Raw genomic sequence first — 11,047 nt, 5'->3', positions numbered from 1 at the left:
GCTCCCGTCGGCTTTTTACTAAAGGAGAGGCTTACGATGAAAAACGTTCTGTGCTTTGGTGACAGCAATACCTATGGCTATGATCCGGCTGGTATGCGCGATGGCACCGCGGTGCGCTATGCGCAGGATGTGCGCTGGTGCGGCGTGGCGCAGCGTGACCTGGGCGAGGGCTGGCATGTGATTGAGGAGGGGCTTAACGGCCGCACGACGGTGCGCGACGATATGTGTCATCTGGACACTAACCTCAACGGCATTCGCGCGCTTCCGATGCTGCTCGAGGCCCATAAGCCGCTGGACGCCATTGTGATTATGCTGGGCACCAACGACTGTAAGACGGTCTTTAACGTGACGGCTTCCGATATCGCCCGTGGCGCCATGGCGCTGATTCGCACCGTCCGAGCGTTTCCGTGGACCGACGCCGCGCCTTGTCCGCGCATTCTGCTGATGGCTCCTATCAAGATCAAGCCGCAGATCGCCGATGTATATATGACCGACTTTGACGAGCATTCCGTTGAGGCATCTGAGCATTTTGGCGAGTACTATGCGCACGTGGCCGAGCAGTTTGGCTGCGACTTTTTGAATGCCGCCGAGTTTGCCGAGCCGGGCGATATCGATTATCTGCACATGATGCCCGAAAGCCACGAGAGCCTGGGGCACGCCGTGGCAGCCAAGCTCCAGGACATGCTCGGTGAGTAGCGCGACCCCAAACCACCACAAAGGTATCCTTGCGGTGGCTTGATTCGTTTGTTTGTCTTGATCTGTAACAGTTGTAAGGCCGAAAACGGGCTAGATGTTACAGATTGAGATTATTTAGGTCGATATCGGTCGTTTGTCTCGATCTGTAACATCTAGGGTCGATTTTGCCGAGTTACTGTTACAGATCGAGACGTTTGTGGTAGCCACCGCAAAGGTGCCTGTCCCCTTTATGGTGGCTTTGGGCTGCAAATCTTAATATTGCCACTATTAATAGCGCCCGTTTTACCTGCTGGTTTGTTGGGAAATATCCCAATTTATCCCACGTGCGTCGCAAACGGAACGCGCCACCTGCTCACGGGAGGGGCGAATATAATGTCGCCCCGACACGCCCGGCAGGGAGTGACCCATGAGCATCTCCATGAGGTCCCAGGGCATGTGCAGCTCCATCTCGCAGATGGTTCGCCACGAGTTGCGGAGGTTCGACCATGGGATGTGCTCGATGCCCTCGGCTGCGCACCACTTCTTCCATCTATGATTGCACATCCCTCGGTTCATGGGCAGTCCGTCCCCGCGATCTGCTAGCCACTCGGAGCCTGCCGCACGGCGCTCGCCTGCAATTTCGAGCAGGCGCCCGGCGGCATCCGGCAGCACCACGACTGTGCGTATGGACTTCCGCGTCTTGAGTACGCCGTCCGCCGTGGGCTCGATGCCCGCTTGCTCCATCTGGCGCACGAGGTCGACCGTTGCGAGCGTTGTGGATTCCGTCGCGAACGGCAGAACCTCGTCGGTGCGGATGCCCAGCGACTCACCTGACCGGCATGAGCCAAAGCACGCCATGATGAACGGCGCCTCGAGCGAGGTCCCGCGCAGGCGCCCCAGGATGTCCTTGGCTTCATCGAGCGTGTACAGGCGCTTGGAGCGCTTGCGCGTCTTGCGCGTGGGCATGGTGTATTTCACGGTGGCGGCAAACGGGTCGATGGGCAGCACGACAAAGCCCGACACAGTGCCGTAAATCTTGCGCAGGGTGAGTAGGGCGGTGTCCGCCGTCGCCGCGGGGAGAGTCAGAAGCCATTCCTGCAGATGCACGGGGCGCAGCTGGTCGACCGGCATTGAGCCCCATGTGGGGCCGACGTAGTTCGCCCACGACCTTGTGACGAGGTTGCGGGTGTTCGGCGCGAGCGTACCGGCGGCCACCTGCGCCGCCATGGTCGGTTCGAGCCATGTGCCGTATGCCTGGGCGACAGTTGGCACCGGCTTGTCATCGGCACGCTCGACGTGGATGCGGTCGAGTTCGGTGCATGCCTCGCGATAGGTGCCGTATACCGTCTTGGTTTTGCGCTTGCGTCCACACGGCGTGTTCTCTTGCCATCGGAGGATGTATTTCTTGCCACGCTTGGCTTCGGTGATTGAGCCCCACGCGCGGCGCCTCTGCTTGCGTGTCATATAATGTCCCTAGGTTGCCCAGAGCTATCTCCGTGTTACTCCGGCATCCTTGTTGTCACCCCACCGCGCCAAGGTTCCAGCCGTGCGCGGTGGGGTTTCTTTTTTGCTGCCGTTAGTCCATCTTTTATGACGGACTAACGGCTACGCGATTGTGCGGCGCTTGGGCCTGCCCGAGCGTGGCGTGTCGATCAGGCGGGCCGCTATGCTCTCCACGGTTACGTAGGTGCGGCGGCCCTTGCGGTAGCCCGTAAGGATCCCCGAGTCGAGCATGTGGGTGATCCTGCCGGGGGAGACGGAGAGCCTGCGCGCGGCTTCGGCCGCCGAGACCGTCTCGCCCTCCACGATGTACCCCTCGTCCGTGGAGAAGGCGACCATCATGGAGAGCCCGCCGTCTGCGGGCTCGATGAACTCGGGCTCAGGCACGGCAAGACCGTCCTTTATGAGCGCGGCCACGTAGGTGCTCGCCGCGTCCACGGACTGCTCGGCGGCCTCGGCAATCGTATCGCCGTAGGTGAAGCATCCCGGCAGTGAGGGAAACTCCACGTCGTAGCCGCCGTCCTCGTCGGGTGTGAGCACCGCCTGGTAAACGTATGTCTTCATATCTTTCGACCCCCAAGGGGGCGGGGCTAAAGCCACCCCGCCGTCTTAGCTATTTTTCGGTACGTCCCTATCGGTATCTCCTTCTTGGAGGTGGGCACGCTGATCTGGACCCCGTCCTTTCGCGCGACCACATGGCTGCCCTTGCCGGTGTAGAGCGTCCAACCCTCCTTCTTGAACCGCTTGAGCACCTGCGCGGGCTCCTGCTCCTTGGGCATCTCTCCTCCTTTCGACAATTAAATTATAAACAATTGATAGTTATCAATCAAGTAAAATAGCAAGTATTTATAGTTTTGATGCTGCCCAAGCGGATCCGCCAAGATCGCCGCCCGGGGCTTCTTTGTTTAGCAGCAGTCGTTGCGCTTTCTGCAACAATTTAATCAGCCACCTGCCCATTTTCGTGGGGTTACGAAAATGGGGGAGTAACTGGTGTTTTGGTGTGCCCGTTGGAGGTTTTTCCGGAAAAACCTGAAAAACCTAGGCGCCGAAGAGCTTCGCGAGCACACCGAGGGCCACCAACGCCTTGGGTACGAGATCCACGCTCTTCGTTGCAAGGTCGATGACCCTTGCAGCGTGTTCGGCGAATCCAGTCTTGTTCTTCGCCTCGGCTGCCATGCGCACCCGTGACAGCGCCAGCTCGAGTGCCGCTTTCGTCTCGTTGTCGAGAACGGGGTCGTTGCCGATTTCAGCCACCGCCTGGCTTACCTCTACCGAAACGTCCGCCGTCGCCGTGGCCTGTGAGACGCTGCTGGAGCTAACCGTCGTACCGTTTCCGCTGTTCGTGAGCGCCGCCATGTTTGCCACGAGCCATCCCTTTGCGCGCTTTACGCCATCCAAAGTCTTGTCTCTGGGAATTGCTGACGATCCCGTGCGCATGAGCGAGAAGGAAAACCCTTCCATCTGCAGCATGAGGTCGTCGATGTGTTCTTGGGTGCTTTCACCGTAATCTCCCGCAGTGATGCAGTCGCACTCATAGATGAGATCCTCCACGTGCGTCTCCGCTAATGATTGAGACATGGTTATCACTCCTTCACATAAATGAATTGAATAACGCGGCCTACGCGGACCTTACTTGATCCGCTTCCGGCCCTTCTCTTCTAGTCAAATACCAGATAGAGCTTTGTCTGGTCGGTGCCGTCTTGGTAGTAGTCCCACATATAGATGGCGCGGCACGGTCTTTCCCTGTTCGCGGAGATTTGCTTGTAAACCTCGGTGCTCATGGCGCTAATCTCGACGAGCGGATTGCCGTCGGCGAGCACTCTGATATGGGGCTTTGCCGACGAGCCCTTTGGCGTCGGGACTATCTCAAATGACGGAGTGAAGCGGAGGTCCTTTCCGGGCAGTTCGCCGCCAATCCAGTTGCGATCGGTAACGGTAATCCATACCTCAAGCGAATCCTTTGCAAGCTCGATGCCTGTCCGCTTGCGCCTCACCTGGGCGACCCTGGCCCTATACTGCGCCTCGCGTCTAGCGAGCTCGTCTTCCTCGGAGAACGGAACGGGAACCGTCAGCGTCTTCTGGCGTTCCCACCACTGCTCCAAGAGCCAGGGCTCCGCAGTCAGGCTGATTAGCTCGGGGACGCCGGGGGAGTACATGCCGGTCTTTTTGACCTTGAGACGGATCGTGAAGCCGGCCGCCACCATCTCCTTGAGGAACCCGAGTCCCGAGTAGGTAAATCCGAATGCGGTGCCGTTGTAGGAAAGTGGCGTATCTCCAAACTCGGCGCTGTCCGCCGTCGTGCCGGTCGACTTGCTGTGGATGACCATGTCGCGACCGAGCGGATCGACGTAGAACTCGGTTCCCTTCCGGATACCCTTGAAGGGCACACCGACGTAGGCAAACACCGTCTTCTCGCAATCGCCGTCGATGTCTATGACGCGTGCGGCGGGGTGCCTGCTATCTCGTGCGGACATGGCGGCAGAGTCGGACACGCCATTGCCCGTCAAAATCGCTTTGGCCAATGAGCTGAACAGCCCCATGAATACCTCCTTACCTTGCTACGCGGATCTTACTTGATCCGCTTCCAGCCCTTCGATTTCAGGCGCTGCAGCCTGAGCTTGGGACAGCTCGGCCTGGTCGCGTGCCGTCTCCAGGATCTTCGAGCGCCTCTTCTCGGTGCTCTGCCGGTAGCAGGTGATCAGCTCGCCCTCCGCGCCCGCCGGCGCCGTCGGCTTGTCCTCGGGATGCTCCTCGTACCATCCGAGCAGGTCGTTGGGGTCGGTGTGGAGAACCTTCGCGCACTTCCAGAGCTGCTCAATATCGGGAAGGGTCTTCCCTCGTTCCCAGTTGCCTACCGTTTTGATGTCAACGTTCAACGCGTTTGCCAGATCAGCCTGTGAATATCCGTTTTCTTTCCTAGCCTGCTTAAGTTTTAAGTTCATCGTCACCTCCAATATGGGGAAGTATTTACCGAGGATTCTATAGATACACAAAAGAAAAGGCAAGAAAAGCCCTAGTTTGCTATTGCAATCGGGAAAAGATTACCTATACTCTGAATTGCACAGGGAAGAAGTTCCCTATTTCAGAAGGAGGAAAAGATGAAGTTTTCGAAGGACGAGTTCGGAGCGAACCTGCGCGCCGCCCGCGCTCGCGCCGATATGTCTCAGGAGCAGCTGGCCAACAAGGCGGGGCTCTCGGCATCTTCAATCATCGGCTACGAGAACGGCTCGATGGTCCCGGGTGTCGACAAGGCCTACGCCATCGCCCAGGCGCTGGGCTGCACGCCCAACGACCTGATGGGCTGGAACACGGACGAGGCAGCGTAGGGATGGGGGAAGAGATGGAAAGTCGGGAGAGGGATGCGGGTCCCCGGCGGTTCCGGTCTCGGGGGCGGTTCGGTGCGCAACCCTCGCCGCCTCCCTAGCCGGGTCGTTATCCGCCATCCTGCACGGTTATCAGACCAGATCCCGCCCGGATTTCCCCGTGCCTGCCCTATATCCCATTTATGACTGCCAATCGGGAGAGGGACTGGAGAGCTTCGGCGGGACTTTCGGTAGCCCGCGGTCTGGCTGCCTCGCCGCGCGTCGTTGCGCCGACGCCTTCGGCTCGGGCTTTTCCGGCTTCCGTATGCCGGGCGGGGCCCTACTTTACGGCGGCCCGCGTCCTCAAAACTGCCTTCAAGGAGATGGCTCCCTTCCGTCGGTTGACAGGACGCTTGGATTGTACCGCCGTGAGCGGCGGATTGAAAGCGACTACAGGAAAGAGGTTACGGGCTATGGCGACACGAAACGCGATTGCGCGGCTGCGCAGGGAGGCCGGTCTTTCCCAGTACCGGCTCGCCGTCATGGTCGGCGTTACCGAGAGGACGGTCTGGAACTGGGAGCGCCGGGGGATAGCCGACGCGAAGTACGGGGCGGCCAAGCGGCTCGCGAGGGCGCTGGGCGTGCCCATGGAGGATCTGGAGGAAGAGGAATGACAGGCTCGCGAATGACCCGGGCGCTGTTCGCCTCGGCCGTCGTGATGGACGCCGCCGGCTGGATGTGCGCCGCGCAGGGGGCCTACGGCCTGGCGCGGATGTGCTTTTCCGCCGCCGTGCCGTTCATCGCGGCGTGGGCGCTCGCGTCGCTTCGGGGCTGAGGCCCTTCCCCGAGGCGGCACCGGTCCCGGCGGGCTCCGTTAACCATCCGCCGGGCGTTCCAGCCGGTGCCGTGCCGGGGGAGGGTCCGCCCTACGCCCGACCCAAAAAAAGAGCCTCCCGCAGCGTTAGGACCGTACGCGGGAGGCCGACCTGAAAGGAGGTCATCCATGGATGATACCAGCAAGAAGCCCCAGACGTTCAGAGCACTTGCGGCCGAGCTCAAGTTGCCGCGCAAGCTGCTGTACACGCTCGACGAGGTGTCGCGCGTGCTGGGGGTGCCCTACAACACCCTTCGAGACGAATGCACCGCGCGCAGGCTCACCTACTGCCTGCCCGACGGCCGCTGCCGCGGCTACCTGGTGCGCCCCGAGTGGGTCGACGAGTGGATCGAGGAGGGAACCCATGAGCGAGATTCTTTTGCTGCTTAGCGACCGGGTGTCGGCCTGGTGGGGAACGTTGTCCGAGCGGACGCAGAGCGTTGTGTGCGCCGTCGTGATGCTCGCGCTCTTTGCCATCGCCGGCGCCATCGAGGGGACCACCCCGAGCGGGATGTACTACTAGGAGGAATGACATGCAGTTTGAGAAGAGGGCCGTGCGCCTGGGCGATATCCGCCCCAGCGAGCAGAACCCGCGCGAGGACTTCGGCGACATCGGCGCCCTGGCCCGCAGCATCGAGGCGACCGGCGGCGAGCCGCTGAACCCGCCCGTGGTCGTGGCGGACGGCAACGTCTACCGCATCGTGGACGGCGAGCGCCGCTACCGCGCGTTGTCGTCGCTCTACGGGGAGGACCGCGAGGTGTCCGCGCTGGTGGCGGAGAGCATGGACGAGGCCAATGAGCTCGTGGCCATGCTCGCCACCGACGACAAGCGACAGCTGACCGAGGCGGAGCGCGCCCGCGGCGTGCAGCAGATGCTCGTGCTAGGCATCGACGAGCAGCGCATCGAGCGCGCGAGCCGCGCCACCGCCGGGCAGATCCGCGCCGCGCGCAAACTACGCGGGAGTATCGAGGGCCGGCAGGTGACGTTGGAGCAGCTTGAGGCCGCGAGCGCCTTCGACGACGAGAAGGACGTTGAGGCCGTGCTGGCGGCCGGCGAGGGCTGGGCGGACAAGGCCGACCGGATCCGCCGCCGCATCGAGCGCGAGGAGGCCAAGGCCGAGGATTACGACGCGTTCGGCGATGCGGGCATCCCGGTCGCGAAGGAAAAGCCTGAGGGGTTCGTCTACAAGGACTGGGCCCACCCCGGCCTCGTTGCCGCGAAGCTCGAGGCGAAGGAGTTTGCCGCCGGCACCGTTGCCGTGTGGAATGACTACTACTGGGAATTCTTCGCTCCGAAGGGCGGCGAGGACGCCGAGCCCGAGAAGACCGAGGAGGAGATCCGAGCCGAGCAGGAGGCCGAGCGCGAGGAAGCCGCGCTCGAGGACATGTACGGGCGCATGGTCGACTTCACCGCGGACGGAGCCTTCGTTGTGTGCGATGGCATTGCGCGGCATGTGCTCGAGAACCGCATAGTTCCGGTTGGATTGTCTGACACGATGGGCGAAGAGCGCCTCCAGCAGGCGCGAGACAGGTTCATGGCACGTCTCGGAGCGACGGATCCCGGTAAGTACGAGGCCGGCTGCAGCCTCATGCGCATAGCCAAGAACATGGCCCAGCTCAACTCCAGCTACTGCGGCGACGACGCGGAGGGGTGGATCGAGCACTGGAACGTGTTCCGCGCCGCAGGCTTTACGCCGAACGATGAAGACGAGTGGCTCAGGGCGAGGGTTCAGGAGAGTTTCAAGGAGGAGAAGGATGAGTAGCGAAGAGGACGAGAACTACGTCACGGTGACAGTGAAGGCCAGGGGGCGCGAGCACTCGCTCTACTGCCGCACCGCCGTGGTGGTGACGGCTAGGGCGGACAACATTCCCGGCCCCGCGTGCCATATCGGCGACCTCGACCGCGACGCGCTCCCGGTCCTCGCCGACGGAGCCGTCTCCGAGCTGCTCTCGTTCGGTATCGGGGCCGGCGTTCCCGAGGACCGCATGCGCATCGAACTCGTCCACGCAGCGACAAGCTGCGGATACACGGAGGAGGAAGAGCGGGACGCGATCAGATACAACCTCGACATCGATGCGGACGAATCTGCCAAGGAGGAGAAGGATGAGTAGGGACGACCAGATGACCAAGATAACGGTCGAGTACAAGGGGTGCCGCCGCGAGCTGGAGGCAAAGTCCGCCATGGTCGTGGTGACGCTCGATGACTCGTCTGAAGACGGTGTGCTGTCCGGCTCCTTTGGTGTCCGGGACCTCGCGAACCTCGCCCACGGCGCGGTGGCGATGGTCCTGAAGCTCGCCGCCAAGTTGGGGGTCGACCCCAATACCGCGAAGGGGTTCATCCTCCTTCCTGCGCTCGAGGACGACATCGCCGCGGCCGCCGAGGAGGCGTACTGCGTCGACTTCGGTGCGCGCGACGAGATCGCCCGCATTGCCGAGGACCTCGGTGTCGATGCCGACATCTAGCGAGCGCCGGGCGGTCGTGCAGCGCGGGGCGGACGGGCGCTGGTTCGCGCGCCCCTACATGGGCACCGACCGCGTGACCGGCAGGCGGATCAGGCCGTACAGGTCGTGGGACGCGGAGTCGACGCGCGAGCAGGCACAGGCCGAGTGCGACAGGTGGGCGGCCACGTTCGACCCTTCCTCCGCGCGCGACAGTTCCAAGCGCCTGTCCTCGATGCTCGAGACGTACATCTCGGACCCCGTCAACGGCCTGTCCGACAACTCGGTGGCCACGTACCGCAGCGTGGTAAGGACGATGGTGGAGCCGACCATCGGCCGGCTGCCCTACGACCAGCTTGAGCCCTGGGACGTGTCGGCGGCGTACCGCATGCTGCTCGCCCCCAGGAGCGGCAAGGGGCTGTCGCCCAAGACGCTGCTCAAGATGCACGCGCTGCTGAAGGGCGCCTACCGCTCGTGGCGGCCGGCGCTGGGCCGCGACATCATGCTCGACGTCCCCGCGCCCTCGCCCGACCCCGTGGAGCCGTTCGCGCTGTCCGAGCTCGACACCGACGAGCTCTCCCGGGCGCTGGCCTCCGCCATGTCCTCGCAATCTGCCTCTGCCGCCAACATCTCGCGGCGCACCGAGGCCATGGCGGTCTACCTCGCCCTCAACACGGGCCTGCGCTGCGGGGAGATCTGCGGGCTGCAGCGCCGAGACTGGCGCCGCTCCCTGCACGACCTGCACGTGGTGGGGCAGGCGGTCGAGCACCCCGAGCTGCACCGGCAGGCCTACACCAAGGGCAGGCGCGTGCGCAACGTGGCGCTCGCCCCGGCGGTGGAGGCGCGGCTGGAGCGCCACCTGGAGTGGCAGGACACGTGGCTCTCGCGCAAGGGCCCGGCGGCGCTGGTGGTGACCTTCGGGCCCGCCGGAGCCATCGCGCGCCCGTCCACCGTGACGAGCCGCTTCAAGTCGCTCGTGAGGGACCTGGGGCTGCCGGAGGAGACGGTGTTCCATTCCCTGAGGCACACGCACGCCTCGTGGCTGCTCATGAACGGGTTCGACATGAGGACCATCCAGGAGCGCCTGGGGCACGCGAGCGTCAAGACGACGCTCGACATCTACGGCTCGGTCATGCCGGGCCGCGACCAGGCCGCCGCCGCGGCCTTTACCGATTCGATCTGCGGAGGTGATACGGATGACGATACTTGATTCCCTCGTGGAGGGCGCCCTGTGCCTCGGCAACAGGCGCGAGAGCAACGAGCTGCTCGGCATGATGGTTCGCTACCTCGTGACCGGCGAGGTGCCCGAACCGCGCACCGACGCCCAGCGGATGGCCATCACGATGATCATGCCGGTCCTCGAGAACAGCCGCGCCAGGGCGGAGGCCGGAAGGAAGGGCGGGCAGAGCAAGGGCAAACCAGAGAGCAAACGTGCAAGCAAAACGGAAAGCAAAAGCGTAAGCAAAGCAGATAGCAAAAGCGTAAGCAAAGCAGATAGCAAACGCGCAAGCGAAGAGGAAGAGGAAGGGGAAGAGGAGTTAGGAGTCTGGATTAACCCCTCAGATTGTGAAAACGAAGGGGGAGGGGGCGCCGAGTTCGTCCCGCCGACCCTCGAGGAGGTCAAGACATACTTCGCGGTGAACTGCCTGCGCGGCAGCGCCAGCAAGTTCTACGACTACTATGAGTCCAACGGCTGGACCAGGCAGGGCTTCCCCATCGCGAAGTGGGAGCCGGTCGCCCGAATCTGGTCCGACCGCGAGCGCGGCTACGACGCCGAGCGCAAGGCCCGCGGCGGGCAGACCTCACAGGAGGTCGAGCGCGCGTCGGTGTGGAAGCCCGCCGAGACCGAGGACGACGTCATCGCAGCCCTCGAGCGGGAGCTTGGTGAGTCGGCATGATCACCCTCAGGGAGATGCTCGACGGCTTCGACCCCGCAGCCGGCCGGCCGCTCGATGTGACGCGGATCTACATGGCCAACGTCATCAGCGCCGACGAGGGCGCGCGCCTGGCCAAGAAGCAGAAGCTCGACGAGTACCGCGCTCGCAAGCGCGCCAAGGAGGACCTGCGGATGGACATCGCCGCCATCGCAAGGGGCGAGAAGCCGAGCTGGAGGTATGCCAAAAGTGTGCCAACACCGGCGGGGCAGCTGGGCCAGCAGGCGATGGGGTTTCCGCCGCTAGGCAGTGGAAACGGCGCCGGCGGGGAAGCCCCCGGCGCAAAGAACACCTAATTCTTTTGAGATAGGAGAGTGAGAGA

General features: G+C 63.0%; 18 protein-coding genes. 12 read left to right on the top strand and 6 right to left on the bottom strand.

Annotated features, from left to right (window positions below):
- Positions 1-36: 36 nt before the first annotated feature.
- Positions 37-696 carry a GDSL-type esterase/lipase family protein gene (locus ABG996_RS01090; RefSeq protein WP_347478317.1) on the top strand — a complete coding sequence of 220 codons (660 nt, stop codon included), beginning with the start codon at positions 37-39 and terminating at the stop codon, positions 694-696.
- Between the two features lie 282 nt (positions 697-978).
- Here ABG996_RS01090 and ABG996_RS01085 read toward each other — a convergent pair whose 3' ends face one another.
- From ABG996_RS01085 to ABG996_RS01060, 6 genes are all read right to left on the bottom strand, one after another.
- Positions 979-2,139, bottom strand: a complete 1,161-nt coding sequence (locus ABG996_RS01085) for a site-specific integrase (protein WP_347478318.1) — start codon at positions 2,137-2,139, stop codon at positions 979-981.
- 141 nt (positions 2,140-2,280) lie between these two features.
- Positions 2,281-2,739, bottom strand: a complete 459-nt coding sequence (locus ABG996_RS01080; protein ID WP_346968586.1) for a type II toxin-antitoxin system HicB family antitoxin — start codon at positions 2,737-2,739, stop codon at positions 2,281-2,283.
- Between the two features lie 26 nt (positions 2,740-2,765).
- Positions 2,766-2,954, bottom strand: a complete 189-nt coding sequence (locus ABG996_RS01075; RefSeq protein ID WP_152078921.1) for a type II toxin-antitoxin system HicA family toxin — start codon at positions 2,952-2,954, stop codon at positions 2,766-2,768.
- A 259-nt stretch (positions 2,955-3,213) separates the two neighbouring features.
- Entirely contained in the window at positions 3,214-3,753 is a 540-nt protein-coding gene (locus ABG996_RS01070) for a hypothetical protein (RefSeq protein WP_347478319.1), read from the bottom strand.
- Positions 3,754-3,833: 80 nt separating this feature from the next.
- Positions 3,834-4,715 carry a hypothetical protein gene (locus tag ABG996_RS01065; RefSeq protein WP_347478320.1) on the bottom strand — a complete coding sequence of 294 codons (882 nt, stop codon included), beginning with the start codon at positions 4,713-4,715 and terminating at the stop codon, positions 3,834-3,836.
- Between the two features lie 18 nt (positions 4,716-4,733).
- Positions 4,734-5,117, bottom strand: a complete 384-nt coding sequence (locus ABG996_RS01060; protein WP_347478321.1) for a helix-turn-helix transcriptional regulator — start codon at positions 5,115-5,117, stop codon at positions 4,734-4,736.
- Positions 5,118-5,273: 156 nt separating this feature from the next.
- Between ABG996_RS01060 and ABG996_RS01055 the strand changes: the two genes are divergently transcribed.
- The 11 genes from ABG996_RS01055 (at position 5,274) to ABG996_RS01005 (ending at position 11,021) form a co-directional block, all read left to right on the top strand.
- Positions 5,274-5,501, top strand: coding sequence for a helix-turn-helix domain-containing protein (locus ABG996_RS01055; RefSeq protein ID WP_006235491.1), 228 nt, complete (start codon positions 5,274-5,276; stop codon positions 5,499-5,501).
- A 449-nt stretch (positions 5,502-5,950) separates the two neighbouring features.
- Positions 5,951-6,151: a helix-turn-helix transcriptional regulator gene (locus ABG996_RS01050; RefSeq protein WP_195520542.1), complete on the top strand. Its 201-nt coding sequence runs from the start codon at positions 5,951-5,953 to the stop codon at positions 6,149-6,151.
- A complete protein-coding gene (locus tag ABG996_RS01045) occupies positions 6,148-6,312 on the top strand; it encodes a hypothetical protein (RefSeq protein ID WP_346968590.1) in 165 nt (54 codons plus the stop codon). The genes ABG996_RS01050 and ABG996_RS01045 overlap by 4 nt, the downstream gene beginning before the upstream one ends.
- A gap of 168 nt (positions 6,313-6,480) precedes the next feature.
- Positions 6,481-6,741 carry a helix-turn-helix domain-containing protein gene (locus ABG996_RS01040; protein WP_195502899.1) on the top strand — a complete coding sequence of 87 codons (261 nt, stop codon included), beginning with the start codon at positions 6,481-6,483 and terminating at the stop codon, positions 6,739-6,741.
- Positions 6,716-6,874: a hypothetical protein gene (locus ABG996_RS01035; RefSeq protein WP_346968591.1), complete on the top strand. Its 159-nt coding sequence runs from the start codon at positions 6,716-6,718 to the stop codon at positions 6,872-6,874. The genes ABG996_RS01040 and ABG996_RS01035 overlap by 26 nt, the downstream gene beginning before the upstream one ends.
- 10 nt (positions 6,875-6,884) lie before the next feature.
- The gene (locus tag ABG996_RS01030; RefSeq protein WP_347478322.1) at positions 6,885-8,114 is read left to right on the top strand and encodes a ParB/RepB/Spo0J family partition protein; all 1,230 of its coding nucleotides are present in this window, start codon (positions 6,885-6,887) and stop codon (positions 8,112-8,114) included.
- Positions 8,107-8,463: a hypothetical protein gene (locus ABG996_RS01025; RefSeq protein ID WP_347478323.1), complete on the top strand. Its 357-nt coding sequence runs from the start codon at positions 8,107-8,109 to the stop codon at positions 8,461-8,463. Before ABG996_RS01030 ends, ABG996_RS01025 begins: the two co-directional genes overlap by 8 nt.
- Complete coding sequence (locus ABG996_RS01020; RefSeq protein WP_347478324.1) at positions 8,456-8,815, top strand: hypothetical protein; 360 nt, start codon at positions 8,456-8,458, stop codon at positions 8,813-8,815. The genes ABG996_RS01025 and ABG996_RS01020 overlap by 8 nt, the downstream gene beginning before the upstream one ends.
- Positions 8,802-10,001, top strand: a complete 1,200-nt coding sequence (locus ABG996_RS01015) for a tyrosine-type recombinase/integrase (protein WP_347478325.1) — start codon at positions 8,802-8,804, stop codon at positions 9,999-10,001. Before ABG996_RS01020 ends, ABG996_RS01015 begins: the two co-directional genes overlap by 14 nt.
- Positions 9,988-10,689 (top strand): hypothetical protein, encoded by a 702-nt coding sequence (locus ABG996_RS01010; protein WP_347478326.1) that lies wholly within the window; start codon positions 9,988-9,990, stop codon positions 10,687-10,689. Before ABG996_RS01015 ends, ABG996_RS01010 begins: the two co-directional genes overlap by 14 nt.
- Positions 10,686-11,021 carry a hypothetical protein gene (locus ABG996_RS01005; protein WP_347478327.1) on the top strand — a complete coding sequence of 112 codons (336 nt, stop codon included), beginning with the start codon at positions 10,686-10,688 and terminating at the stop codon, positions 11,019-11,021. Before ABG996_RS01010 ends, ABG996_RS01005 begins: the two co-directional genes overlap by 4 nt.
- The last annotated feature ends 26 nt before the right edge of the window (positions 11,022-11,047 follow it).

The organism is Collinsella aerofaciens (assembly GCF_039836695.1).
GTDB classification, from domain to species: Bacteria; Actinomycetota; Coriobacteriia; order Coriobacteriales; family Coriobacteriaceae; genus Collinsella; species Collinsella aerofaciens_BD.
This window is presented reverse-complemented; position numbering and strand designations above follow the sequence as displayed.

What these genes read in the sequence shown, in the direction of transcription:
- ABG996_RS01090 (WP_347478317.1), top strand. Translation starts at nt 37, where the DNA reads ATGAAAAACGTTCTGTGCTTTGGTGACAGCAATACCTATGGCTATGAT.
- ABG996_RS01085 (WP_347478318.1), bottom strand. Translation starts at nt 2,139, where the DNA reads ATGACACGCAAGCAGAGGCGCCGCGCGTGGGGCTCAATCACCGAAGCC.
- ABG996_RS01080 (WP_346968586.1), bottom strand. Translation starts at nt 2,739, where the DNA reads ATGAAGACATACGTTTACCAGGCGGTGCTCACACCCGACGAGGACGGC.
- ABG996_RS01075 (WP_152078921.1), bottom strand. Translation starts at nt 2,954, where the DNA reads ATGCCCAAGGAGCAGGAGCCCGCGCAGGTGCTCAAGCGGTTCAAGAAG.
- ABG996_RS01070 (WP_347478319.1), bottom strand. Translation starts at nt 3,753, where the DNA reads ATGTCTCAATCATTAGCGGAGACGCACGTGGAGGATCTCATCTATGAG.
- ABG996_RS01065 (WP_347478320.1), bottom strand. Translation starts at nt 4,715, where the DNA reads ATGGGGCTGTTCAGCTCATTGGCCAAAGCGATTTTGACGGGCAATGGC.
- ABG996_RS01060 (WP_347478321.1), bottom strand. Translation starts at nt 5,117, where the DNA reads ATGAACTTAAAACTTAAGCAGGCTAGGAAAGAAAACGGATATTCACAG.
- ABG996_RS01055 (WP_006235491.1), top strand. Translation starts at nt 5,274, where the DNA reads ATGAAGTTTTCGAAGGACGAGTTCGGAGCGAACCTGCGCGCCGCCCGC.
- ABG996_RS01050 (WP_195520542.1), top strand. Translation starts at nt 5,951, where the DNA reads ATGGCGACACGAAACGCGATTGCGCGGCTGCGCAGGGAGGCCGGTCTT.
- ABG996_RS01045 (WP_346968590.1), top strand. Translation starts at nt 6,148, where the DNA reads ATGACAGGCTCGCGAATGACCCGGGCGCTGTTCGCCTCGGCCGTCGTG.
- ABG996_RS01040 (WP_195502899.1), top strand. Translation starts at nt 6,481, where the DNA reads ATGGATGATACCAGCAAGAAGCCCCAGACGTTCAGAGCACTTGCGGCC.
- ABG996_RS01035 (WP_346968591.1), top strand. Translation starts at nt 6,716, where the DNA reads ATGAGCGAGATTCTTTTGCTGCTTAGCGACCGGGTGTCGGCCTGGTGG.
- ABG996_RS01030 (WP_347478322.1), top strand. Translation starts at nt 6,885, where the DNA reads ATGCAGTTTGAGAAGAGGGCCGTGCGCCTGGGCGATATCCGCCCCAGC.
- ABG996_RS01025 (WP_347478323.1), top strand. Translation starts at nt 8,107, where the DNA reads ATGAGTAGCGAAGAGGACGAGAACTACGTCACGGTGACAGTGAAGGCC.
- ABG996_RS01020 (WP_347478324.1), top strand. Translation starts at nt 8,456, where the DNA reads ATGAGTAGGGACGACCAGATGACCAAGATAACGGTCGAGTACAAGGGG.
- ABG996_RS01015 (WP_347478325.1), top strand. Translation starts at nt 8,802, where the DNA reads ATGCCGACATCTAGCGAGCGCCGGGCGGTCGTGCAGCGCGGGGCGGAC.
- ABG996_RS01010 (WP_347478326.1), top strand. Translation starts at nt 9,988, where the DNA reads ATGACGATACTTGATTCCCTCGTGGAGGGCGCCCTGTGCCTCGGCAAC.
- ABG996_RS01005 (WP_347478327.1), top strand. Translation starts at nt 10,686, where the DNA reads ATGATCACCCTCAGGGAGATGCTCGACGGCTTCGACCCCGCAGCCGGC.